This window comes from Prauserella endophytica (genome assembly GCF_005146945.1).
In the GTDB taxonomy this organism is placed as follows: domain Bacteria; phylum Actinomycetota; class Actinomycetes; order Mycobacteriales; family Pseudonocardiaceae; genus Prauserella_A; species Prauserella_A endophytica.
In genome coordinates this window covers 161,998-182,664 of record NZ_SWMS01000014.1, presented here as the reverse complement: position 1 = coordinate 182,664, position 20,667 = coordinate 161,998, and the positions used below count along the sequence as shown (strand labels likewise).

At 65.7% G+C, this 20,667-nt stretch carries 44 protein-coding genes; 5 read left to right on the top strand and 39 right to left on the bottom strand.

Annotated features, from left to right (window positions below; all coding sequences use genetic code 11):
• Positions 1-57 precede the first annotated feature (57 nt).
• The 13 genes from FCN18_RS39215 to FCN18_RS24355 all read right to left on the bottom strand — a co-directional run bounded on the left by FCN18_RS39215 (position 58) and on the right by FCN18_RS24355 (position 4,479).
• Complete coding sequence (locus FCN18_RS39215) at positions 58-219, bottom strand: hypothetical protein (protein WP_158303166.1); 162 nt, start codon at positions 217-219, stop codon at positions 58-60.
• A complete protein-coding gene (locus FCN18_RS39210) occupies positions 216-389 on the bottom strand; it encodes a hypothetical protein (RefSeq protein ID WP_158303165.1) in 174 nt (57 codons plus the stop codon). The genes FCN18_RS39215 and FCN18_RS39210 overlap by 4 nt, the downstream gene beginning before the upstream one ends.
• Before the next feature lie 242 nt (positions 390-631).
• Positions 632-844 carry a hypothetical protein gene (locus tag FCN18_RS24405; protein ID WP_137096182.1) on the bottom strand — a complete coding sequence of 71 codons (213 nt, stop codon included), beginning with the start codon at positions 842-844 and terminating at the stop codon, positions 632-634.
• A complete protein-coding gene (locus FCN18_RS24400; protein WP_137096181.1) occupies positions 841-1,062 on the bottom strand; it encodes a hypothetical protein in 222 nt (73 codons plus the stop codon). The genes FCN18_RS24405 and FCN18_RS24400 overlap by 4 nt, the downstream gene beginning before the upstream one ends.
• The gene (locus tag FCN18_RS24395; RefSeq protein ID WP_137096180.1) at positions 1,059-1,289 is read right to left on the bottom strand and encodes a hypothetical protein; all 231 of its coding nucleotides are present in this window, start codon (positions 1,287-1,289) and stop codon (positions 1,059-1,061) included. The genes FCN18_RS24400 and FCN18_RS24395 overlap by 4 nt, the downstream gene beginning before the upstream one ends.
• Positions 1,286-1,465: a hypothetical protein gene (locus tag FCN18_RS24390; protein WP_137096179.1), complete on the bottom strand. Its 180-nt coding sequence runs from the start codon at positions 1,463-1,465 to the stop codon at positions 1,286-1,288. Before FCN18_RS24390 ends, FCN18_RS24395 begins: the two co-directional genes overlap by 4 nt.
• Complete coding sequence (locus tag FCN18_RS24385) at positions 1,462-1,827, bottom strand: hypothetical protein (protein WP_137096178.1); 366 nt, start codon at positions 1,825-1,827, stop codon at positions 1,462-1,464. The genes FCN18_RS24390 and FCN18_RS24385 overlap by 4 nt, the downstream gene beginning before the upstream one ends.
• Before the next feature lie 213 nt (positions 1,828-2,040).
• Positions 2,041-2,322 (bottom strand): hypothetical protein, encoded by a 282-nt coding sequence (locus FCN18_RS24380; RefSeq protein WP_137096177.1) that lies wholly within the window; start codon positions 2,320-2,322, stop codon positions 2,041-2,043.
• Positions 2,315-2,530 (bottom strand): hypothetical protein, encoded by a 216-nt coding sequence (locus tag FCN18_RS24375; RefSeq protein WP_137096176.1) that lies wholly within the window; start codon positions 2,528-2,530, stop codon positions 2,315-2,317. Before FCN18_RS24375 ends, FCN18_RS24380 begins: the two co-directional genes overlap by 8 nt.
• Positions 2,523-3,293: a hypothetical protein gene (locus FCN18_RS24370; protein WP_137096175.1), complete on the bottom strand. Its 771-nt coding sequence runs from the start codon at positions 3,291-3,293 to the stop codon at positions 2,523-2,525. Before FCN18_RS24370 ends, FCN18_RS24375 begins: the two co-directional genes overlap by 8 nt.
• Before the next feature lie 54 nt (positions 3,294-3,347).
• Positions 3,348-3,530, bottom strand: a complete 183-nt coding sequence (locus tag FCN18_RS24365) for a hypothetical protein (RefSeq protein ID WP_137096174.1) — start codon at positions 3,528-3,530, stop codon at positions 3,348-3,350.
• A complete protein-coding gene (locus tag FCN18_RS24360) occupies positions 3,527-4,036 on the bottom strand; it encodes a hypothetical protein (protein ID WP_137096173.1) in 510 nt (169 codons plus the stop codon). Before FCN18_RS24360 ends, FCN18_RS24365 begins: the two co-directional genes overlap by 4 nt.
• Positions 4,033-4,479 (bottom strand): hypothetical protein, encoded by a 447-nt coding sequence (locus FCN18_RS24355; RefSeq protein ID WP_137096172.1) that lies wholly within the window; start codon positions 4,477-4,479, stop codon positions 4,033-4,035. The genes FCN18_RS24360 and FCN18_RS24355 overlap by 4 nt, the downstream gene beginning before the upstream one ends.
• A 108-nt stretch (positions 4,480-4,587) precedes the next feature.
• Between FCN18_RS24355 and FCN18_RS24350 the strand changes: the two genes are divergently transcribed.
• Positions 4,588-4,803, top strand: coding sequence for a hypothetical protein (locus FCN18_RS24350; protein ID WP_137096171.1), 216 nt, complete (start codon positions 4,588-4,590; stop codon positions 4,801-4,803).
• On the opposite strand, the gene FCN18_RS24345 is transcribed toward FCN18_RS24350, so the two are convergent.
• The 25 genes from FCN18_RS24345 to FCN18_RS24235 all read right to left on the bottom strand — a co-directional run bounded on the left by FCN18_RS24345 (position 4,794) and on the right by FCN18_RS24235 (position 15,154).
• On the bottom strand, positions 4,794-5,429 hold the full coding sequence (locus FCN18_RS24345; RefSeq protein WP_137096170.1) for a hypothetical protein: 636 nt from the start codon (positions 5,427-5,429) through the stop codon (positions 4,794-4,796). The two genes, FCN18_RS24350 and FCN18_RS24345, sit on opposite strands and share 10 nt — an antisense overlap.
• The gene (locus FCN18_RS24340; RefSeq protein WP_137096169.1) at positions 5,426-5,695 is read right to left on the bottom strand and encodes a hypothetical protein; all 270 of its coding nucleotides are present in this window, start codon (positions 5,693-5,695) and stop codon (positions 5,426-5,428) included. Before FCN18_RS24340 ends, FCN18_RS24345 begins: the two co-directional genes overlap by 4 nt.
• Positions 5,692-6,189 (bottom strand): endonuclease VII domain-containing protein, encoded by a 498-nt coding sequence (locus FCN18_RS24335; protein WP_158303164.1) that lies wholly within the window; start codon positions 6,187-6,189, stop codon positions 5,692-5,694. The genes FCN18_RS24340 and FCN18_RS24335 overlap by 4 nt, the downstream gene beginning before the upstream one ends.
• Positions 6,186-6,527, bottom strand: coding sequence for a hypothetical protein (locus tag FCN18_RS24330; RefSeq protein ID WP_206077979.1), 342 nt, complete (start codon positions 6,525-6,527; stop codon positions 6,186-6,188). Before FCN18_RS24330 ends, FCN18_RS24335 begins: the two co-directional genes overlap by 4 nt.
• An 88-nt stretch (positions 6,528-6,615) precedes the next feature.
• A complete protein-coding gene (locus FCN18_RS24325) occupies positions 6,616-6,873 on the bottom strand; it encodes a hypothetical protein (RefSeq protein ID WP_137096167.1) in 258 nt (85 codons plus the stop codon).
• Positions 6,870-7,049 (bottom strand): hypothetical protein, encoded by a 180-nt coding sequence (locus FCN18_RS24320; RefSeq protein WP_137096166.1) that lies wholly within the window; start codon positions 7,047-7,049, stop codon positions 6,870-6,872. The genes FCN18_RS24325 and FCN18_RS24320 overlap by 4 nt, the downstream gene beginning before the upstream one ends.
• Positions 7,046-7,708 carry a hypothetical protein gene (locus FCN18_RS24315; RefSeq protein ID WP_137096165.1) on the bottom strand — a complete coding sequence of 221 codons (663 nt, stop codon included), beginning with the start codon at positions 7,706-7,708 and terminating at the stop codon, positions 7,046-7,048. Before FCN18_RS24315 ends, FCN18_RS24320 begins: the two co-directional genes overlap by 4 nt.
• The gene (locus FCN18_RS24310) at positions 7,705-7,920 is read right to left on the bottom strand and encodes a zinc finger domain-containing protein (protein ID WP_137096164.1); all 216 of its coding nucleotides are present in this window, start codon (positions 7,918-7,920) and stop codon (positions 7,705-7,707) included. The genes FCN18_RS24315 and FCN18_RS24310 overlap by 4 nt, the downstream gene beginning before the upstream one ends.
• Positions 7,921-7,922: 2 nt before the next feature.
• On the bottom strand, positions 7,923-8,642 hold the full coding sequence (locus tag FCN18_RS24305) for a hypothetical protein (protein WP_137096163.1): 720 nt from the start codon (positions 8,640-8,642) through the stop codon (positions 7,923-7,925).
• Positions 8,642-8,947 (bottom strand): hypothetical protein, encoded by a 306-nt coding sequence (locus tag FCN18_RS24300; protein ID WP_137096162.1) that lies wholly within the window; start codon positions 8,945-8,947, stop codon positions 8,642-8,644. The genes FCN18_RS24305 and FCN18_RS24300 overlap by 1 nt, the downstream gene beginning before the upstream one ends.
• Positions 8,944-9,180, bottom strand: a complete 237-nt coding sequence (locus FCN18_RS24295) for a WhiB family transcriptional regulator (RefSeq protein ID WP_170200589.1) — start codon at positions 9,178-9,180, stop codon at positions 8,944-8,946. Before FCN18_RS24295 ends, FCN18_RS24300 begins: the two co-directional genes overlap by 4 nt.
• Positions 9,177-9,683, bottom strand: a complete 507-nt coding sequence (locus FCN18_RS24290) for a hypothetical protein (RefSeq protein ID WP_137096160.1) — start codon at positions 9,681-9,683, stop codon at positions 9,177-9,179. Before FCN18_RS24290 ends, FCN18_RS24295 begins: the two co-directional genes overlap by 4 nt.
• Before the next feature lie 735 nt (positions 9,684-10,418).
• Complete coding sequence (locus tag FCN18_RS24285) at positions 10,419-11,072, bottom strand: ERF family protein (protein ID WP_137096159.1); 654 nt, start codon at positions 11,070-11,072, stop codon at positions 10,419-10,421.
• Between the two features lie 178 nt (positions 11,073-11,250).
• Complete coding sequence (locus FCN18_RS24280) at positions 11,251-11,469, bottom strand: hypothetical protein (RefSeq protein WP_137096158.1); 219 nt, start codon at positions 11,467-11,469, stop codon at positions 11,251-11,253.
• 227 nt (positions 11,470-11,696) lie between these two features.
• Complete coding sequence (locus tag FCN18_RS24275; protein WP_137096157.1) at positions 11,697-11,939, bottom strand: hypothetical protein; 243 nt, start codon at positions 11,937-11,939, stop codon at positions 11,697-11,699.
• On the bottom strand, positions 11,936-12,169 hold the full coding sequence (locus FCN18_RS24270; RefSeq protein WP_137096156.1) for a hypothetical protein: 234 nt from the start codon (positions 12,167-12,169) through the stop codon (positions 11,936-11,938). Before FCN18_RS24270 ends, FCN18_RS24275 begins: the two co-directional genes overlap by 4 nt.
• Positions 12,169-12,357 carry a hypothetical protein gene (locus FCN18_RS24265; protein ID WP_137096155.1) on the bottom strand — a complete coding sequence of 63 codons (189 nt, stop codon included), beginning with the start codon at positions 12,355-12,357 and terminating at the stop codon, positions 12,169-12,171. The genes FCN18_RS24270 and FCN18_RS24265 overlap by 1 nt, the downstream gene beginning before the upstream one ends.
• Positions 12,354-12,569: a hypothetical protein gene (locus tag FCN18_RS24260; protein ID WP_137096154.1), complete on the bottom strand. Its 216-nt coding sequence runs from the start codon at positions 12,567-12,569 to the stop codon at positions 12,354-12,356. Before FCN18_RS24260 ends, FCN18_RS24265 begins: the two co-directional genes overlap by 4 nt.
• Positions 12,570-12,774: 205 nt before the next feature.
• Positions 12,775-12,924: a hypothetical protein gene (locus FCN18_RS39205; RefSeq protein ID WP_158303163.1), complete on the bottom strand. Its 150-nt coding sequence runs from the start codon at positions 12,922-12,924 to the stop codon at positions 12,775-12,777.
• Positions 12,925-12,927: 3 nt separating this feature from the next.
• Positions 12,928-13,089, bottom strand: a complete 162-nt coding sequence (locus FCN18_RS39200; protein WP_158303162.1) for a hypothetical protein — start codon at positions 13,087-13,089, stop codon at positions 12,928-12,930.
• A 103-nt stretch (positions 13,090-13,192) separates the two neighbouring features.
• Positions 13,193-13,408, bottom strand: a complete 216-nt coding sequence (locus FCN18_RS24255; RefSeq protein WP_137096153.1) for a hypothetical protein — start codon at positions 13,406-13,408, stop codon at positions 13,193-13,195.
• Complete coding sequence (locus FCN18_RS24250; RefSeq protein ID WP_137096152.1) at positions 13,405-13,737, bottom strand: hypothetical protein; 333 nt, start codon at positions 13,735-13,737, stop codon at positions 13,405-13,407. The genes FCN18_RS24255 and FCN18_RS24250 overlap by 4 nt, the downstream gene beginning before the upstream one ends.
• Before the next feature lie 74 nt (positions 13,738-13,811).
• Complete coding sequence (locus FCN18_RS24245) at positions 13,812-14,549, bottom strand: phage antirepressor (protein WP_137096151.1); 738 nt, start codon at positions 14,547-14,549, stop codon at positions 13,812-13,814.
• 95 nt (positions 14,550-14,644) lie between these two features.
• The gene (locus FCN18_RS24240) at positions 14,645-14,830 is read right to left on the bottom strand and encodes a helix-turn-helix transcriptional regulator (protein ID WP_137096150.1); all 186 of its coding nucleotides are present in this window, start codon (positions 14,828-14,830) and stop codon (positions 14,645-14,647) included.
• Between the two features lie 102 nt (positions 14,831-14,932).
• Positions 14,933-15,154 carry a helix-turn-helix domain-containing protein gene (locus FCN18_RS24235; RefSeq protein ID WP_137096149.1) on the bottom strand — a complete coding sequence of 74 codons (222 nt, stop codon included), beginning with the start codon at positions 15,152-15,154 and terminating at the stop codon, positions 14,933-14,935.
• 210 nt (positions 15,155-15,364) lie between these two features.
• On the opposite strand from FCN18_RS24235, the gene FCN18_RS24230 reads away from it, so the two are divergent.
• The 3 genes from FCN18_RS24230 (at position 15,365) to FCN18_RS24220 (ending at position 17,532) form a co-directional block, all read left to right on the top strand.
• Positions 15,365-15,799 carry a helix-turn-helix domain-containing protein gene (locus FCN18_RS24230; protein ID WP_158303161.1) on the top strand — a complete coding sequence of 145 codons (435 nt, stop codon included), beginning with the start codon at positions 15,365-15,367 and terminating at the stop codon, positions 15,797-15,799.
• Between the two features lie 150 nt (positions 15,800-15,949).
• On the top strand, positions 15,950-16,324 hold the full coding sequence (locus tag FCN18_RS24225; protein ID WP_137096147.1) for a hypothetical protein: 375 nt from the start codon (positions 15,950-15,952) through the stop codon (positions 16,322-16,324).
• Positions 16,324-17,532: a site-specific integrase gene (locus tag FCN18_RS24220; RefSeq protein WP_137096146.1), complete on the top strand. Its 1,209-nt coding sequence runs from the start codon at positions 16,324-16,326 to the stop codon at positions 17,530-17,532. Before FCN18_RS24225 ends, FCN18_RS24220 begins: the two co-directional genes overlap by 1 nt.
• 49 nt (positions 17,533-17,581) lie before the next feature.
• On the opposite strand, the gene nadD is transcribed toward FCN18_RS24220, so the two are convergent.
• Entirely contained in the window at positions 17,582-18,178 is a 597-nt protein-coding gene (nadD, locus tag FCN18_RS24215; RefSeq protein WP_137096145.1) for a nicotinate-nucleotide adenylyltransferase, read from the bottom strand.
• 297 nt (positions 18,179-18,475) lie between these two features.
• Here nadD and FCN18_RS24210 point away from each other — a divergent pair, with 297 nt between their 5' ends.
• Positions 18,476-20,581 (top strand): RecQ family ATP-dependent DNA helicase, encoded by a 2,106-nt coding sequence (locus FCN18_RS24210; protein WP_137096144.1) that lies wholly within the window; start codon positions 18,476-18,478, stop codon positions 20,579-20,581.
• The last annotated feature ends 86 nt before the right edge of the window (positions 20,582-20,667 follow it).

The window sequence follows — 20,667 nt, the reverse complement described above, 5'->3', positions numbered from 1 at the left end:
CAACCGCATACCACTCCACTAAGATAAGAAACACATCATCCGTGGCTTACACGGAAATCATGACAGTGCCTCCTGGGTGGACAGAGACAGAACCTCAGCAGCCAGCGCCTCGTGGAAACCGGGCTGCCACTTGTCGTCGAACGCAGCCAGAACGGCAGCAGCGACCGCCCTCGGCAGCACCTTGGGTGCCTTCTCTATCGCCTTCTCGATGTCGCTCACGGCTTGACCTCCACTAGCTCTACCAACTCGTGCAGCATCTCCACGTATGCCTCGCCCTTCTCCTTGTACGAGTAGTCCTCCCACTCCTCGCGGGGAATCCCGGAATCGACCTCGCCCCGGAAGTTGATGTCCTTGAACGATGAGTAGCGGAACTTCACTGTGTCGCTCATGCCTTCTCCTCAATCTCGCGGGCGATGTCGCTCACTGGGCACCACCTCCCGAAGCGGCCCGCCCGCCGCAGTAACAGCAGCCTCAAACGAGCCCCACGCCCCACCTTCACTGGCGTAGTACCAATCCCGGTGCTCCGACCACACCCAGTCGTTGTCGGCGCAGTGCAGATACCAACCCCGGCTGTCCTCCCACACGCCGTCCGTCAGTGGCGGGTCGCCGGGCTTCCACATACGTCTCTCGCTCACGCCTTCACCTCCGCCTCATCGAACGACTGGATCTCGCCCTCTACCGACCACTCCGTCTCTTCCTGGTCCATGAAGAAGAATGGGTTGTCGTCAGCCGCCGCGATGTCCATCTCCAGCATGTCGTCCCACGACGACCCCTCGGGGTAGTGCTCCGCGTTGGGCTTGTAGGCAACGGTCGCGGTCACGGTGATCTCGAACTGCTTGCTCATGCCTTCTCCTCAATCTCGTCGATCAGGTCGTTCAGGGCAACGGCGGTCCACGCGACCGGCGCTGGCGCGTCTCCGATCAGCGGCGCTGTACGGGCCAGCTCTCGGATGACGGCCACCGTGGCGGCACGGGCGTCGTCAAAGGCTTGCTGCCTGTACCGCTCATCCGGGCACAGCGACGCCGCCGCCGCAGCAACCAGCCGCTCGGTTTCCTGGCTCACTCCGACACCCCCGGAAGCTCCCGGTCGATCTTGTGGCGGATGTTGGACGCCGTCTGCTTGAACTGGTGCTGAACCTCCGGGCCGAAGTGGGGGCTAAGGGCCAGCTCGTCCAGCTGGTCGGCGTAGTGGAGAACGGCGTCCAGAGCGTTCGTCAGGTAAGTCTCAGACTTGCCATCGTGCTCGTATAGGTAGTTCATGCGGCCGCGGAGTTCCTGAGTGGTGCTCACTGCTTCGGCTCCTTCAGGTCCTCGGAAGGCGACAGGGCATACGTCGGTAAGTCGTTCCCGTCGCCCGGGTAGCGCACCAGCTCCAACCCGCGAGAGGAAAGGAAGGCCAGCAGGCCATCGGTCGCAGCAGGGTGCACCATCAGCTGCCAGACTTCGCCAGGCTTCGGGTTGCTCACTGGTCTTCTCCCCCCTCGGGAAGCTCGATACGTGCAGTGACAACCAGCCGTGTACCGGGTGGGAAATCGTTCGCGTACGCCTTGAAACCCGGGCCGTGGCGGAACCCCCTGGTGCCGTTCCAGAAAAGCTCCGGCATGTCCGGCCACCGCTCCGACTTACCGGCGACCAGGACCGTCGTACGCGACAGATTCTCGGCCGACAGCACCTCATCAGGCTTGAGGTGACGGGTGCACTTGTACGGGCTCCTCGCGTACCGCTGGCGGATTTCCCTCTCTTCAGCACGAGTGTTGGCGATGGTGAGGCTGCGTTCGCGGCAGCCTGGCTCCGCGCACGCCAGGCTGATCGTGTACTCCCTAGGCATGGTCTTCTCCCCCCTCGGAGGGAACAGCGAGACGAACCGACTCCACCCACAACACAGACGACATGCCATCGACCTGGACCTTGAACGGCAGCCCCTCGTTACGGCGAGACCGATCCACCGCCCGCAGAACGCCAGTAGCACCCACGACGGAGTACTCCCTTGCCTCCGGGCCGTCCTCGATGATGACCCGATCCCCCCTGCGCAGTCGCCGGCTCACTTCCCCTCCTCCTGCTCTGTGGTCCCACGAGACTTGCGGGCGAGCGTGTACAGGACCGCCATCGCGTCGCTGTATGCCTCGTCCGCTGCCTCCTCTTCCACGTCCGCAACGTTCGTGATCCGGTTCGCGATCACCTCCGCTGCCTCCTCCAGTGCGGCGGCACGGATGAACGGGGCGGCTGCGTTGATGGCGGCAGCAAACTTGCCGTGCTGCCGGTTGCCCCGAGAGACATAAGCTCGGTGGGCGGCCTCCCACGCTTCCTGCGGTACCTCAGTCATCTGCGGGCTCCTCGGGTTCCAGGGCTGATGCGATCAGCTCGTCGACATCTGCGTGTGTGCCATCGCGAAGGAACAGGTACATCGCCAGGTCTTCGGCGATCTCCTGCGGTGTGCGCGTCTGAAGGGAGTCCCGGAGTTCTGCGCGCAGGCGGCCGATCTTGTGCCGCACGTCGTGCTCGGTCAACTCGGTGACCTTGACCTCAGGCATCGGTCTGGTCCTCCTCGATGTCCCGCACAGGGCGGAGAGAGCCCGCATCACAGACACTCCCAACGTGCCTCTGCGGCCCGATGATTGGCCGTCCATCGCTGAGTTCACCGGCATACGGCCCGGTGATCCACTCGCCCTTGTGTCGCCCTGTGACCTGATCACCGTGCTTCGGTGTCCATTCGGTGGTCTCGTCCTGGGGCGGGGTGGATTCAATCACCTCGACAGCGCTGATCAGCATCGGCAGCTTCCGGTTTGGGTTGTCATCCCAGCGCACGTAGATGGCCTTCGGGCTCTGGGGGCGGTCACCGCTCACAGTGCCCTCGCGGTGCTTCAGCTTGTAGTGCCGCACACGGTCGCCTGGTTTCGGCTGTGCGGGTTCTGGTTGGGATGGGGCAGGAGAAGCCAGAGCCTTGCGGACGGCCGTTACCCACGCATGGCACTCTGGGCTGGACACCTCGCGCGACCATTCCGCCCGGTCGCATTCGCCGATCGCCTTGTCGATGCGGGCCTTGAGATCAGCGAGCGCGTCGCCCATCTCGTTGAGCTGCTGGCCCTGTGCGGAGATCTGCTCGGCCGCGTCGTCGAGCTCGCTCGCGGCGCTCGGCTCGGTGCGGAGCAGGCCAGCAGCGGCGAGCCCGCGAGCAAGGAACTCGCGAATCTGGCGGACGATGGTGACTTGCTCCTGGCCGGGCAGGCAGGTCGGGTTCCAATCGATCGACGCTGCGATTGTCTCGTCCGGGTACTGTGCTGTCTGGTCAGTCACGGGAAGACTCCTCGGGCGGTGGGGCATTTGCTTGGTCATCGGGACTCCCCTCGCTCAGTGGGCGCAGGTGGCGCAGCAGTCGCCATACCCGGCCTGGAAATTCTCGTGGCACTGGTCGGGGTCGTGGTCACACCCGAACTCGAACGACACGCCGGCTTGTGCCAAGGCGCCTTCGATTTCAGCGAGGTCCCCCGCGCGCTCCGGGTTGACATTGCCTCGGGTTCTCGGGTTGGTCATGTTGTGGTTCTCTCTTTCTGTTCGCGGGCCTCTGCCCGCGCGATACGACCTTTGAGCGCGTCACGGCGGTGAGCCAGTCGGGCGTAGGTCTCCAGGTCCCGGTCCATCGCAGCGAACCGGCGCCGGCCAGCCCGAGCAGCGGTGCGCGACCGTGCGACCGGTGACAGGTTCGCTGCGGCACGGTCACCGGTGTCCGAGCGTCCAGCCACCATCTCCATGCGCTGCTCGATGTCTGCCAGTTCGGCCCGCAGCGACTCCACCGACCGGTACTGGCGGGGCTTCGGGGTCCGCTTCGGTGCCGGAGTCGGTTCGGGCAATCGCACGTACGGCTCGTCGGCTGCCCGCACGAAGTACTCCAGCGGCGGCGGAAACTTCGGCACCACAGCTCCACCCGAGCGAGCGCCCAACCACGCAGCCTGCCGACGCAACAGCACCTCGATGTAGGTGTCGCCGTCAACGACCTCGGTCAGCGGCTCGGTGCCATCGATTGGCATCTGCTTGGTCATCGGGACTCCCCAGAGATGAGGTTGGCGTCAGCAAGGGCGCGCCGGTGAAGCGCGATCAGATCCATCGTGGTTTCGATGCTGGAGTCGTAGTCCACACACACGTGCCGGTTATCGGGGGCGATCTTGCACGCCGCCTTGATCAGCTCCTTGGTTGTGATCGTCCCGTCTTCGGGCAGGTCGTATCTGGTGAAGAAGTCGCGGGCGAGGTCAGCGGCGGCAACGGTTTTGCGGTGGGCGGCGCGGGCGCGGGCGAGGACATCGCGGCTGCTGCGGGCACCGAGGGCGCGGGCGGCGCAGCTGGAGCCGTAGTACACGGTGCCTTCCACGTTGCCGTCGGTGTCGAGGATTCCGAGGACCACGGTGGAGCGGAGGTTGGGTTTGCCGCATGCCTCGCACGTCACGCACTCGTCGGTGATGCCGAGGTGCCGGTAGGTCGCGATCATGGGGTTTCTCCTGGTCCAGTGGGGTTGATGGGCTCAGTCTATGCCAAACGTATTTGGCATGTCAACGCCACTTGGCATAGGCCAACCATGTTTGAGACAATCAGCGTCATGACCGACCAGAAACCCCGCACCCTCGCCGCCCACGCCCGACGGCAAAAGACCAAGGCCCGCGACGAGGAAGCCATCGCCGCCCTCCACCAAGCGATCGTGGACGACCTCGACGACGGCATCCCCCAGGTCGAACTCGTCCGCATCACCGGATACACCCGGGAACGCATCCGTCAGATCGCCAAGGCAGTGAGGCAGGCACGGGGTCACGACTGACCGTCCTTGTCGTCAACCACAGGAGAGGTGTGGCGGTCAAACTCAGCGCCAGCGGCGGCGTCGACCTCGTCCAGCTCGTGCTCGCGGTAGTGGCCCTCGCGGTCGTTCACGAACCGGGTCTTAGCGTCATCGATGTAGCTGGCGCGTGCCCGCTGTAGCTGCTGCTGTACCTCGGAGAGCCGGCGGCGAAGGTCAACCTCAACCTGCGTCGCGGCACGCGCGATCCGATCGGAGTCCTCGCTAGCCAGCTGGTACCGCTGCTGTACCTCGGAAAGACGAGCACGAGCCTCGGCAAGGTCCGACTCCAGCGAGTACTTCGTCAGCCCGTGAGCGTGTCCCTCGTCCGCGAGTTCGCGGCGGAGCTGAACAACCTCGGCGGCGCCGTTCGCGAGCGCACCGCGGAGGCGGTCGGCCTCAGCACGAGCCTCATCCCGCTCGGCCTGGAACTGCTCGGATATTGCCAGCAGCTTCGCGCCGCCTTCCCGAAGCTTGTCCAGTTCGGGGCCGACGATGCGGTTCACGATCTCGTCAGCGACGATCCGCTCCGAGGCCACCGAGTTGAACTCAACCAGAAGGATCTCGATCTCGCGTCGGAGGTCTTCGTACGGTCGGGGGTCCTGGGTCACAACACACCCCTAGCAGGCTCGTCCCCGTCGTCTTCCTCGTCCTCGTCTTGGTCGTCGCCGCCCTCGCAGAGAATCTGGTCGTGGAAGTCACCCGTGTAGTTGTCGGCCCCACAGTGGTCGCAGTGGAAATTGACCTGCGAGGTCATGTCGGCGTAGATGACCGGCAGACCCCGGTGGTCGTCGTGGAACGACAGGTTGGGGCCGTAGTGGACAGTCTCGTCGCAGTTCTGGCACTCAATCGCGAGGTAGAAGCTCAGCCCGCTCATGCCTGTCCCCGCTCACGCTCAACACGAACCTCGTCGTACGTGGCCTCGAAGATGTCCGGCTTGGCCACGCCCAGCACGTATTCGGCGGCGCGCAGCAGGAATGTCGGGTTGTCGCCGAAGAATCCGAGTCCCTTGTTGCAGGGGTCGCAGAGTAGTCCTCGCACGCGGCCCGACTGATGGCTGTGATCGAGACGAAGGCGTTCGGTCGCCCCGCAGATGACGCAAACTTGTGGCAGCGCCAGGTACTCCTCGGCACTGACCCCGTAGGTGGACTTGAGCTTGTGCAGGCGCACCCGGTCGCTATTCTTCTCGACCCACTTGCGGTGCCGCTCTTTGTGACCCTCAGGGTCCTCGGCATACCGACGCTTGGCCCGCACCTTGCAACAGTCCTTGCAGTAGGTGTGGAGGCCGTTGGCGCGCTTGCGATCTACGTAGAACTCAGAGCGATCCTTGACCTCACCGCAGTCGCCACAAGTTGGATTCACCTTAGTCACTGCTCCTCCACCAGCTCGTAGGACTTCTGGAACACGTCTGGCTTGCACGGATAGAACTCGCCCTTCACGCCCTGGATGACGAAATCGCCGAGACTGGCGCACATGCGCCCTTCCAGCGTCTCGATGGCGACCCAGTGCGGAGAGTCGTGGTCGTTGGCCGCGCACCTCTCGACGTTGGCGCAGAGGTAGGTGGCGGTTCCGCCGTTGGCGAGAACCCAGTCGATGATCAGGCTCGCACCTTCCGCGGTTCCGTCCCACCGCATGGCCTGGATTTCGACGGGCTTCTTTCGGTACGTCTTCGGTGTCATGGTGTTGTCCTGTTCGTCTAGGAAGGTCATCAGGCGCCTTTCGGTTTCTTCGGGCACGACGACGGGTGAGACGGGTCAGCCAGCTGCCCGCACCACGGGCACGGTCTCGGGTTGTAGGTCATCCCGTCCTCCGGAACAGGTCGTTAGCCACATCCGACTTGAGACGCCTCGAACGGATGGGGATCTGCTTGGTGTGGGTGACCTCGAACCACTTGCCGTCGTGGCCGGTGTCCTCGAAGTGCTCGTCCTTCCACCGGGAGGCGCGCTCGGGAGATTCGAACTGGGCTCCCTGCTCGCACCACTGGCAGGTCACGTCCGTGACGGTGACGACCCTGAAATGGGCTGAGACGGGTCGAGGGGCGCTGTCCGGTGTCATGACTCGGGCTCGCTGTCGTACTCGCACCAGTGGCGCCCTGGGTGGCCGTTCGGCTTGGTGCAGCGCCACCGGTTCCAGCCCTCGGTACGCATGCCGCGGAAGAACGCGCCGCACAGCCATCCGTCGTACTCTGTGGCGATCGACTGCTCCAGGGCTTCGAGGTCGTCGTCGCTCATCTGTCGCCACCGCCGGTGATCGCCTCGTACCAGCGCTTCACCCAACGGGCATCACCGAGAGCCGTGTGACGCTCCTCCTCCGACGGCGGCTCCACGCCACAGGCGCGGGCGAGATCGTCGGACTTCCACGGCGCGAGGGCGGTGTCGCGCATGTCCTGCGCTCGCTGCACGATGTCGTCGGCACCTTCGGAGCGGTCGTATAGGGCGTTCGCGGCGCGCAGCAGCCACCCGGCGGCCATCGCCTCGATGTCGATGAGGTGGTAGTGCCACGCGGGGATGAGGCCGTGCTTCCGCAGCAGCGGGTCGAGGGTGCGGGCGTCGAAGTCCGGGACGGCGCCGACGAGATGGCAGCCGTGGGTCCAGCGGGCGACTGTCTCAGCTGCTTCGTCCCTTGTCTGGTACTTGGCGCGGGCGATCGGGTCGAACGGGTCCGGGAAACGCTCGTCGACGTGCGTGCGCGCCGACAGGAACCTTCCCTGCGGGTGCCGCTCGTAGAAGCCGCCCACCTTCAGCCCGAACGGGTCAGCGTTGGACAGGTCCACGTCGACGAAGAACGACGCCTCGCCGTAGCCGGGCTCGTCGCGGATCATGGCGATCTCCCACACCTGCCGGTCGGGGTGCACGCCGGTCGTCTCGGTGTCGATGAAGCAGAGGCTCATTCCTGGTTCTCCTTGGTCTTCTTGGCCGCCTTGTCGGCGGCGGTGATTCGTTCGCTGTGTGCTGGGGAGGCGCCGAGGGGGACACCGTCGGGGTGGGTGCAAGTGCTGCCTGCAGGGGCACCGCAGGCGGGGCAGTCGACTCGCTCGGCGGAGTTGCGTTCCTCCAGCCATGCCTCGCTCGCGTGCTTGCGGCGCGCCTCCCACGACCTCATCGCTAGGACACCCTCCACACGGGTCGGTGGTCACAGCGCTCGGAGAGCACGCCGCGGTGTTTCCCTTCGGGGTGCCAGCGCCAGCCCTCCCCGTCACACAGGCGGCAGGCGTGGATAGCCACCCGCTCGGCCTTGACGCGCTCGGCGTTGTCCGAGTCCCACTTCTCCCGCGCGATGCGGTGTTCCTTGCACTGACCGCACGGACCTGAAGATGGTTTGTCCACATGCTGTGGGCAGCGTGGGGGTGGGGGGATCTCTCCCCTCCCTTCCCCTCCTCTCCTATCCCCTCCCCTCCCCTCCTTGGGTGTTTTTGGTAGAGAGTCGGAGAGTTCGGGAGAGTCTCGGGGAGTTCCGGAGAGTTCCGGAGAGGACGGTTGAGTGTTGGACTGCTCCGTGCCACACGCCGGACACCGCGGAGTCCACCGCTTGTCCACCTTCTGATGCCGCGACAACCTCTTCACCTGCAGGTAGATCCGGCCGTCCGCGCCCTCCACCCGCACCAGACGCCCGTTGTCGACCAACTCGTCCACCAACGCCACCGCGTCCACGTTGTCCGCGGGCAGCACCTGCAGCTTCAGCTGCTGCGGATCGTCCGGCAGATGCCCGTTGTCGCACATCGCGAAGTTCCACGACCCGATGAACAGCAGACGCGCGAACGGCGACAGCTTGATCATGTTGCTGTCGGTCCACGTCTCGGGCTTCACGTACCGCATCCGCGCCATCAGGCAGCCCCCTCGTCTTGCTTGCGCTTCTGCAGCGCCAGGTACGGCCGGTTCTTCGCCTTCCTCGCGGCCTGGTATCGCCGCTCCAGCTCATCGACCGAATCTGACCGGTCGCCCCGGTTGTAGGCGGCGTGAGCGTCCCGCATCAGCTTGTCCAGATCAGCGAGGGCGACCATCACCTGCGCCGCCGCGGCTGGGTCGTCACGGATCCACGGCAGCAGCAGAGACACCACCTGATCTGGTTCGGCGACACCCGTGAGGGTGCCGACCATCACCGCCTTGTCCAACAGTTCGACGGGGATCACGCCACGGCCCCCCGGTTCTTCAACTGCCGGCGCTCCCGCTCCGTGGTCCCGCCCCAGATCCCGTACATGCGCGACTCAGTCATCGCCTCCCGCAGGCACTCGTCCTGCACCTCACACGCATTGCAGATCCGCTTCGCCGGACCGGTGTCGTTGTTCCCCTTCTCAGGAAAGAACAGTTCGGTGTCCACCTCCCGGCAGAGGGCGAACTCGCGCCAATCCTCTTGGTCACTCATGACGCCTCCCGAGAGGTGAGATGCCACATCCCGCATGTGGGGCACTGGTACGGCTCCTGCGGGATGTACCTCCACTCATTCCGCCGGATCCACGCCACCGCCACCGACTTGTTCTTGAAGCCGCGTTTGCGGTAGCAGCCCTTCCAGTCCTGCCACTCCTCGTAGGCGAGGGGGAGATAGTCGCCGTTATCATCGAGCCGCCAGCGGGATTCCCCGATCACCGCCGACACCTTGGTGGGGTCTTGTTCCTGCTTCAGGAGCCAGCCGTTGTCGGCCGCGTCGAGGCGGTGTTTCTCGACCCACAGGTGGCATTCCAGGCACAGGTGCAGCAGGTTCGACGCCTCGTTCGTCCCCGGAACCCTGCTGCCTCCCATGCCCCGGGGGCGGCGGTGGTGTATCTGGACCGCCTGCGCGCCCTGGCACGCGACGCGTGCCTCGCAGATTCCGCCTGAGCGTTCCTTGACGCGGTCCTTCACACGCTTCGGGATCTGCTTCGCCTTCACGCCGCCTCCCCCGGTACCGCACGTAATCCCGGAGGGTCGGAAGCGTGATCCCCAGCTTTCGGGCGATCTCGACATCCGACAGCATCGGAGAGAGGTGCTTGTACTCCTCGACAGCACGCTCACGGCGAGACGACTCCGACTCGCCACCCAGGTTCGGCTCCGCATCGGGGTCATCGATGGTGTCGTCGTCCCACGCCAACGGTGGGACGTAGCCGCGTGCCCGAGCTCTCCCCGCGGCGCACCGCGAAGGACCCGACAGGTGAGACAACTCCTCGTACAAGTCGGCGACCGCGTTCCGCACCCTCCACGACACCGGCTCACCGCGAGAACGCAACGTGGACAGCGTGTAGGGCTGCAACCCCACCCTCGGGCCTATGACGGTCAGGGGCCACCCCATCCACTGGAGGGCTTGAACGCGCCGCATCGTTCCTGTCGCGTCAGCCCCACGGTGGGACACCGCAGGCGTCAGCGGGATGGACAGCACCCGCTTCTCGGTCGGGCGGAGGACCCTCTTGAACGTCTTGTGGTCGAGGTCCCACGCCTGCCTCATCGACAGCCCCGCGGCTTCCCCGATCTGCTCGTACGTCCACCCCAGCGCCCGCAACTTCGCCACATGCTCTTGGGATGGGAAGGCGTCGACATACCCGAAGAACCCCATGCGGATCATCTGCCGGTAGTGCTGCTCGCAGTAGCCCCGAGTACGGGGCGACCGGGTGCAGCGCGGTTTCTTGCAGGTCACTCCGCACCTGCCTCAGCCGGTACGGGCAGACCGTCAGCGGTTAACAGGTCCAGGAACTCCGAGAGCTGCTTCTCGCTGGCGCTCGTCGACGGGACCTTGTACAGCTCCACGAAGTACTTCGACACCTCAGCGACGTCCCAGCCCTTCTCGGAGGACAGGTCGCTGATCTTCTGCCGCAACACCTTCGTCGGGGACGGGGCGGCCTCGCGGTTCACCGGTACCGCACGCTCGTAGGTTTGCGAGTCCGCATCCGGCTCGTCGGTGGGCAGCGCCAGCGCCTGCAGCAACGCGATCCGCATCGCCACGGACATGGCCTTCGCGGTCCCCTTGTCCCCGAAATCCATCGCCTCACCCGGAACCACGGTGTCGATGAAGTCGCCGGCAGGCCCGTAGAACCGGTAGCGCACCTGGACAGTCACCTCACGCGATGGCTTGCCGCGGGAGGTCTGCACATCCCGGTAGGAGGCGTGCTCGAGCATGGGCACCGGCACCACACCGTGCTTCCGCAACGACGGCCCCACAGCGTTCACCACGGAGTCGATGCCACGAAAGACGTAGCCCTGATCGGCGTTGCGCGAGTCCTTCCGCACGGCGCGCACGTCGTCCATGACGGCACTCAGGGCCTCGTGCACTGGCGGTTTGTCGGTCACTTCAGTAGCTCCACGATCTCTTGGAACGGTTGGGTAGAGGTGCACACGGGGCACGGGATCTCGGCGACCTTCGCCAACCCTGGGGGTTCGTCGGGGAGGATCACCTTTGCCCACAGGGCCTTCCTGCCTGCCCCGTCACACACGGGGCACGGAGGCTCATAGGTGGTGACGACCAGGGTCACGCGGCCACCTGCTTCGAATGCCGTTCAGCGCAGACCTTGCACTCACCCCGCCAACCCAGCCCGCCATGCAGGGCGGGCAAGGCGCGCTCGAACCCGCAGCAGCGCCACCTGCACGCGTGCTCGAACACGTCCATCGCCGCGCGCTTACCGCAGCGGGGGCAGGAGAGGGACAGCTCCGGGGTGTTCAGCCAGTCCCCCAGGCCATTGTTAGCCATCCAGGGCCTCCGGGAATGGTTCGGAGTTGATGTCGGCCCGCCACGCATCAAGCAACTCGACGAGCTCGTCCGCGGGCTGGGGGATCACCGCCAGAACAGTGACCCTGGTTCCACGCTTCACTGGCGGTTCCTCCTCTTGAAGTAGCGGTAGACACGGCCGGGCACGTTGTGCTGTCCGGCGAGGATCAGGGCGAGGCAGCCGAGGAACATGCCGACGATGGGCCAGCTCATGACGCCTCCCTGTGTCTCGGGTTCTGGCGCACATACCGCTCCGCCTCAGCGGACCACCTGTTACTGGCCCACTGCTTCCGGATCACGTCCTCGTCATCTGAGGTCATGACCTCCCGCAAGTCGTCAAACCCGACGTGGGAGTCGTCCACCTGCTCGGCGAGACGCTGAGACTTGATGGCCAGGGCACCCAATCCGACAACAGCGATCAGACCGAGCGCGACCAGAACGGGGACGTTCATGACCCACCTCTTTCGGCGCGGAACTCCACCACGTGCCGGACGGTCTCGCGAGCGATCAGCTCGCGCACATGCAGTGGCACGAACCCGAAGAGGCGCCTCAGTACGGGGTCAATCCCGAGGAACACGTCAGTGACGGAGGGGTCCAGTTCACACGGTGTCGGACTTTGCTCGGAGCCGAACATGATGCCGTGGGTGATCTTCTGAGCGTCCTCGGGGGAGATGTGCTCCATCAGAAGTCCCTCCCCGGGTTGAGCACGTGCTTCCGGTCGTCCTTGTGAGGCCCCGAATGCCCCGAGGTGAGCTGGCATTCCGTGATGACCCCGTCGGACCATGCGCTGATCGCCTTGCACTGGCCGCCTTCGTGCATGGCCTCGATGCGGCGAAGCGCCCACCCCACGAGGCGGAAGAAGAGGTTCATCGGGGCACCGCCGGCTGGTTGAGGGCCGCGCACTTGTGCGAAGCGGAACGGATGATCATCGCGATGTGGTCGGCGAACATGTGCGCTTCCTGCGCCGACAACATGTACGGCGGGATACGAATCGCCACGTGATGCCGATTCGACTGATCCCGCTGCACCAGCGCATAAGCCTCAGGACGCCCAGCCTCGCCAGCGCACTTGTAGGTCTGCACTGTCTTCACGCTGCACCCCCAGCGCACTGCGCGGCGCCACGCCTCTGCGCCAGCTCCCGGTAGATCTCGGGGAACTCAGCGATAGTGGCGTTGCGCTCCTCCACGGCTGCCGCGAACACAGCGGAAGGCACGATCCCCTCGTGGGGCCGGGCAGCCTGGTCGTGGCGTCCGTACGCGTACACCCAGGCCTGGATCTGCAGGCGACTCATCTCCGGCCACCCTTCTGCTGCTTCTCCTGGCGGCGCCTCGCCAACTCGTCCTGCTCCCTGGCCCTTTCCCGGCGCATCTCATCGATCTCCCGCTGCGCCTTCTCGATCGTCTTGTTCGCCTTCTCGAAAGAACCGAAGATGCCCATCACTCACTCCTCAAAGTCGTGGCGGTAGTTACTGAGATCCCGCTTCGTCTGGAGGTAGTCCGTGATGGCTTTCCCCGACTCCAGCTGCGTGGCTTCCTTGTGTGCTTCCTCAAGAAGCGCGGCTGCCTGCTCCAGCAGAGACAGCACCTTCTCCCGGCTGTTCATGGGATCACCAGCCACGTGTGGAACCCCAAAGCGAACAGGCTGAGACCGATACACGCGGCGCAGAACACGACAACCACCGCGAGGGCGGTACGACGCAGCGTCTTCATGACCACACCGACCCATTCCGCACGAAGCTCACTTCGTCCGAAGTGGCCAGCAGCGTCAACCCGGTCTTGTGCTCCGTGAGGATCAGGTCGGTGACATCCCGCCCATAGAGACAGGTGCCCACGGTGCATTCACATCCGTGGAAGTCGATGCCCTCCTCAATGTGGATCGCCTCGATGCGGATGACATCGCCGGGCCTGTAGGTGTGCCTCATGCCGTCACCGCCTCGGGGAGGTGAAGCGAGGGCATCCACCCCCGGATCGCGGCGGCCGCGCGCCGTACCCAGGACGGCCGGCGGTGACGGTGAGGCTCCGGGTCGATCGGGAGCTTCTGGTACAGCTCGAGTGTGTCGTCCTCAGCGGACGCCAAGGTGAGCGTCCATGTGACTGACTCCCCGCTGCTCCCGAGCTCCTTCTTGCGGTGACGACCATCGGCGCCTCTCTCCCAAGGCCAGCCCTTCTCCCGGAGAAGGTCCACGGCCCACACCTGGTCCTTGTTGTGGAGCGTGATCTTGACGCGCTCGGTATCGTTTTCTCTGGTCACCGGACTCTCTCCATTCCCAAGTGGTGCCGGTGGCTAGGCGGGTCGGTGTTTGCGGCACCGGCCCGCCGCCCATATCAGGCGACGACGAGCAAAGGCCCCGTCCCGCCCATTCGTTTGTGCAACTCGTGCAAGCCCTTCACCGTGATCCGGATCTGGGTCGTCAACTCCTGCTGCTGGGTCCCCGTGTTGAAGTAGTCACGCGTCCGGACAGTGATCCGCTCCAGGTCCACCTGGTCCTGGTACGGCCGCCCGGACTTGTCGACCCTCCCGATGTGCTTCAGGTACTTCATGAGCCGGTTCTGACCCGTCTTGATCTCCGGATCCCGGTCCAAGATCTGCGCCGCCTCACGCAGCGAGTAGTCACCAGCGGCTTCGGACAGCTGCTCCCACGACTTCGCCGCGGGCTCGATCTGCTCAATCCGCTCGAGCGCGGCCACGTACTTGCGGGCCATCTCAAGTTCGCTCATCGGCTTGTCGCGGGTGTCCACGACACCGGTCTCACGAAGCTGGCGCAGGATCGCAGTCACGTGCTTCGTCAGCGTCCGGGCGGACGGCAGGTTGCTGCGGAAGATCAGCCGCCAGATGCCTTCCTCGTAGATGACGTTGACGGCCTGCTTCCCGCCAGGGGTGGAACACTCGGTTACACCCTTCTCGTCATCGTCGAGGATCTGCAGCATCTTCCTCGAGTTGGAGTGCTGCAGCGCCTTCGCCAGTGCGCCCGCGACAACGTAGGCCCGACCGTCATCGGTGAGCCCGAAGTGCGAGGAGTCCAGTCCGTCTCCCGCTGTGGCGAAGAGATCCAGCTCGCTCATTGCTGCTCCTAGGTATGATCTTGGTTTGGGCGCCCCGCCCGGTGTTGGAGCTCTGGGGCTGCTCGGGATGGCTCAACAACACCGGGCGGGGAAGATCAGGCAGCGGGTTCGACCGTGTTCTTCTTCAGCCACGCCTCGACGTCCGCAGGGCGGTACCGGACTTCGCGACCAACCCGGACCCGCTTGGGGCCTTTGCCCCGCTTGTTGAGCCAATAGACGGTGTCCTTGGAGACACTGAGCAACTCGGCGAGATCGGTGACGGTGAGCAGCCGCTCGGCCATGTCACTGCACCTTCTTCGGAGACTTGGTCGGCCTCGGCGGCGGAACCGGCCGCGGCGGCTCGGGCCCCTTGGTGGGCGCCGGCCAGGTGGGCTCCTTCTTGCTCACGCCGGCTCCCGCAACTCATCGGCTCGCTCGATGTATGTGATGGGCACATCGAGCACGTCGGCGAGGAGGTAGAGCTTCTCCCTGGGGGTGTTCTTGTGCTCTTTCTCGAGGTTGAACACCCACTCGTAGGAGCGGCCGACCTTCGTGGCGAGCTCCCGCCGCGACCACTTCTTGCGCTCGCGTGCCGCTTGGATGTGAGGTCCGTTGGGCTTTGCCATGCGGACAGAATAGGACAGTTTCGAAGAGACAGCAAGTCCGTTACTGTCCGCTACCGCGCTCCAGTTGACAGAACAGGATTGAATAGGGTCCAATGCATAGGGCAGGAGGTGCCACCGATGAGGAACTACACCAGCAGGCAGCGCCGCCTACGTGCTAAAAGACCCCCGCGACGAGTGGACAACAGGAGGCCCAAGCGGCACGCTGAGGGCGTGCCGAACGGTAAGAACTGGAACAGACTGGCCGATCTAGTCCTCCGTGAGCGCCAGAAGGCGAGGATCACACAGAGGCAACTCGCAGACCGGATGGGCGTGGACGTGAGATCGGTACGCCGAATCGAAGCTGGCCAGTCCGTGGCGAAGAAGACTGTCGCGGCAATCGACGACGCATTCGATCTTCCGACCGGAACAGCACGATCCTCCTTGGAGCAGGAACACCCCCCGCAGCAGCCCCGCGGGCGGGAGGCCGTGAACCGCATCCTGACCATGACCCGCGATGAGCTCTTTCGCGAAGCGGAAGCTTACGACGAAGTGGAGCCAGGGGCCGGTGATCGCTGGATACGCTGGGTGATGAGCGTGCGCGAGCGGGCATGGGAGCAGGAGGAGCGGCGGCGGACGCGTGCCGAGCAGCGTCATGACGCCGACTAGACCAACTCGTTATCTGGCGAGATGGAAATGAAACGTCCGTTGCTCCAGGTGGGTAGTCACCCCCCGATCGGGTTAACGCACTTGAGGTACGCAACGAAGTTGCGAGCAAGAACACCAAGAGTGCGATGCATCTGAACAGGGAGGATCCCCGTGAGCAACAAGCCCGCCACCAAACCCGCCAAGCCATCTGTAACAGCCGTGCGGGTTCGCACGATCATGGCTGTCGGGATCGCGGCGACGTCGCTAACCGGCTTTGCCGCTTGGGGTGCACTCTTTGACCAGTGGCCCAAGGTCGCATTCGACCTTGTCTTGGCTAGCACGATTCTTACGTGGGTAGCAGCGATCGCGCTCGCCCACGCCCACCACATTCAGAAGTACGTTAGGGCGATCGCCCTGACCGACCACTACAACTGCGTTCGCCGCGAAAAGGTTGTCATCGCGCGCTTTGACCGGCTGGAGAGATTGATCCTGAGCAGCAGCGTTGCCGCAGAGGCCGAACGCGTTCTGAGAGCAGGCGAAAACTGATGGCACCCCAGGACCTGTGGTACCTGAAGAAGCGCGGCCCCGATAAGAGACCCCTCCCCTCGAAGCGGCACGGCCGGGGCAAGCGCTGGCGCGTCACCTACGAGGACCCGAACACCGGCAAGCCGGTGAACGAGCATTTCGACAAGAAGACCGACGCCGAGACATTCGAGAACAACGTCAAGGCCGACATCTCCCGCGGCGTGTACGTCGACCTGGACGCCGGCAAGACCACGGTGCGAGAGTACGCCGAGACTTGGCGCACCCAGCAGCTCCACCGGCCCTCAACCGCCGAGCGAGTCGAGCGTGCGTTCCGCCTGCACGTGTACCCTGACCTCGGCGATCTCGCGATGAGCGCTGTCCGCAACTCGCACATCAGAGCGTGGATGAAAGGGCGCCTCGCGGAGTTGGAAGAGTCGTCGTTCGGGGTCGTGTTCGTCGACGTGAAGGCGATGTTCACCGATGCCGTAGACGACCGGATCATCGGCCGTAACCCCTGCTCTGGGATCAAACGCCCCACCCCGGAGAGCAAGGACCGGTTCATCCCCACCGTCGCCCAGATCCGGAGTCTGGCTGATGAGATGCTGGACTACTACCGACCCATCCCGTACGTCGCTGCGGGTCTCGGTCTGAGGCCCGCCGAGATCTTCGGCCTCGAGGTGGAGCACGTGAACTTCCTCAAGCGGGAGGTGTACGTGAGGCAGCAGGTCAGCCGCAGCAGGGAGTTGGGTCTGCACATCGGCAAGCCGAAGACGAAGACCTCCCGCCGAGACGTGGAGCTACCGAAGACAGTGGCCGACCATCTGGCGGCGCATATGCAGAAGTACCCGCCGGCAACGGTGGAGTTGGAAGACCACCTGAACCCTCGCAAGCCGCACCGCAGGGAAGCGCGGCTGATCTTCACGACCTCGGAAGGGAACCCGATCTTCCGCAACACGTGGAGTGCCACGTGGCGACGGTCGGTGCGGCGCGCCGGCAAGTATGGGATCCCCGAGGGGTTCGGGCTGCACGGGCTACGGCACTACTTCGCCACGCTGTTGATCCACTCAGGTTCCTCGGTGAAGACGGTTCAGTTGGCGTTGGGGCACGCGTCCCCGACGACCACGTTGAACACGTACATCCACGAGTGGCCGGAGGCGACGGAACGCACCCGGAACATCGTGGACGACGCGTTCGCTGAGGGCGGGGAGGAGGTGGGTGGGCTTGGATGAACCGTACCCGTTCCGTACCCGCGGGCGTTGCAGGATGCTCCGGTGCAGGTCAGGGCGATGGGTCTTTGTATAGGCGCCGCTTGTCGATGTAGCGCACGACACCGTCGGGCACCAGGTACCAGACGGGCTCCGCCGCCCGGACCCGCTCGCGGCAGCCGGTCGAGGAGATCGCCATGGCCGTCACCTCGACCAGACTGACCTTGCCCCTCGGCAGGTGGTGGTCGTCGAGGTGATAGCCGGGCCTGGTGACGCCGATGAAGTGCGCGTACTTGAACAGCTCGTCCGCGTCCCGCCAGGTCAGGATCTGCTCGAGCGCGTCGGCACCGGTGATGAAGAAGAGCTCGTCGTCCGGGTACTCCGTCTGCAGGTCCCTGAGCGTGTCGATCGTGAACGTCTGGCCGCCGCGGTCGATGTCCACCCTGCTCACGGAGAACACCGGGTTGGACGCCGTGGCGATCACCGTCATGAGATAGCGGTCCTCGGCCTTGGACACGACGCGGTCGGCCTTCTGCCAGGGCTGGCCCGTGGGCACGAAGATGACCTCGTCGAGGTGGAACCGGGCCTGGACCTCGCTCGCGGCGACGAGGTGCCCGTGGTGTATCGGGTCGAACGTTCCACCCATGACACCGATGCGGCGTGGCGACATGGAGACCCACCCTATACGCCCAGGTGAGACGCGCCGCGGGGGTCGGCCCTCCCGCTCCCCGAACCAGGGCCGACCCGCGCGGCGCGCACCGGTGAGACCGGCGATCTGGGGACTTCACCGGATGCCAGTCACACCCCGCGCGTGCCTGGCATGCCGGTGTGACTTGCCGCCCGCGCGAACGTGACGCCACCTCAAGATGTGATCCGAGTCACATTAGGCCGATTTCTGGCAGTGAGCGTTCCGTTCGCTCCGGGCCTGGGCAGACATCGTCGGAGCCATGCTGTAGAGCTGGTTTTCGTGGACATCGACACCCTTCGTCAGCGGGCCGAGACCCTGCTGCAGGCACTCGCCGGCGCTGACGCGACCCTTCGCGAGGACCAGTGGACGGCGATCGAGGCGCTCGTCGCCCACCGGCGCCGTGCACTCGTCGTGCAGCGCACCGGCTGGGGAAAGTCGGCCGTGTACTTCCTCGCCACCGCACTCCTGCGCGAGCACGGCGCGGGGCCGACGGTCATCATCTCGCCGCTGCTCGCCCTGATGCGCAACCAGATCGCCGCGGCAGCCCGCGCCGGCATCCACGCCGCCACGATGAACTCCGCGAACCAGCAGGATTGGGACGACGTGCAGGCGAGGATCGCGGCCGGCGAGGTCGACGTGCTCCTGGTGAGCCCCGAACGCCTGAACAATCCCGACTTCCGGGACTCCGTGCTGCCCAAGCTCGCCGCGTCGGCCGGGCTGCTGGTGGTCGACGAGGCGCACTGCATCTCCGACTGGGGCCACGACTTCCGGCCCGACTACCGGCGCCTGCGCACGCTGATCGGCGACCTGCCCGACGGCGTGCCCGTGCTCGCCACCACGGCGACTGCCAACGACAGGGTGGTCACCGACGTCGCCGACCAGCTGGGCATCGGCCATCGCGACGGCACCCTGGTGCTGCGGGGCTCCCTCGACCGCGAGAGCCTCCGCCTGGCGGTCGTGCGGTTGCCGACGGAGGCCGCACGGCTGGCCTGGCTCGCCGACCGGCTGGCCGAGCTGCCGGGGTCCGGCATCATCTACACGCTCACGGTTGCCGCCGCGAACGATGTCGCGAACCTGCTCGCGGAGCGCGGTTACCCGGTGGCCGCCTACACCGGCAAGACCGACCCCGCCGACCGGCAGGCCGCCGAGGACGACCTGCTCGCCAACCGGGTCAAGGCACTCGTGGCTACCTCGGCGCTGGGAATGGGCTTCGACAAGCCGGACCTCGGCTTCGTCGTCCACCTTGGAGCGCCGGCCTCCCCCATCGCCTACTACCAGCAGGTCGGCCGCGCAGGCCGCGGTGTCCGGCGCGCCGAGGTGGTGCTGCTGCCCGGCAGCGAGGACGTGGAGATCTGGAACTATTTCGGCTCGCTGGCCTTTCCCGACCGCAACCGGGTGACCCAGGTCCTCAACGCGCTCGCGTACTCCGACCGTCCTTTGTCGACAGCGGCGATCGAGCCGATGGCGGAGCTCTCCCGCTCACGGCTGGAGATGGTGCTCAAGGTGCTCGACGTCGACGGGGCCGTGCGCCGCGTGCGCGGCGGATGGGAGGCCACGGGCCAGGAGTGGCACTACGACGCCGAACGGTACGACCGCGTGCGCCAGTCCCGCGCCGCGGAGCAGCGGGCGATGCTGGACTACGTCGCCACGCCCGGCTGCCGGATGGAGTTCCTGCGCAGGCAGCTGGACGACCCGCACGCGGAACCGTGCGGGCGGTGTGACAACTGCACCGGACAGCACTGGTCCACCGACGTGTCCGAGCAGAGCACGGAAGCCACCCGCGAGCAGTTGAGCAAGCCCGGCGTCGAGATCACGCCACGCCGCCAATGGCCGACCGGCATGGCTTCGCTCGATGTCGCGTTGTCCGGCCGGATCGGCAAGGACGAGCAGGCTGAGCCGGGCCGGGTCGTCGGCAGGCTCACCGACGTCGGCTGGGGCGGGCGGCTGCGCGAGCTGGTGGGCACACAGGCGCCCGACGGACCGCTGCCCGATCCGGTGTTCCAGGCGTGCGTGTCGGTGCTCGCGGCCTGGGACTGGGCGGCACGTCCGGCCGCGGTCGTGGCGATCGACTCACACACGCGACCACAGCTTGTCCGCGAGGTGGCAACCCGGCTCTCCCAGATCGGCAAGCTGCCCCTGCTCGGCGCCATCGAGTCCCAGGGTCCACCGCCCCGGCGGGCGAACAGCGCACAGCGGCTCGCCGACCTGTGGCGGCGGCTGACCCTGCCGGCCGAACTCCGCTCGGCGGTGGCGGAGGCCGGTGGTCCGGTCCTCCTCGTCGACGACGTGGTGGACACGGGCTGGACCATGACCGTCGCCGCGTACCTGTTGCGCCAGGCGGGTGCGCCCGCAGTGCTCCCGTTCGCGCTCGCGGCCACGGCGTAGAACGGAATCGCCGATGATCGTGCTGATCACGCGCCGCCATTCGCCGGAACTCATTTCCGTTGCGGTTGGAGACCTTCCACCACACC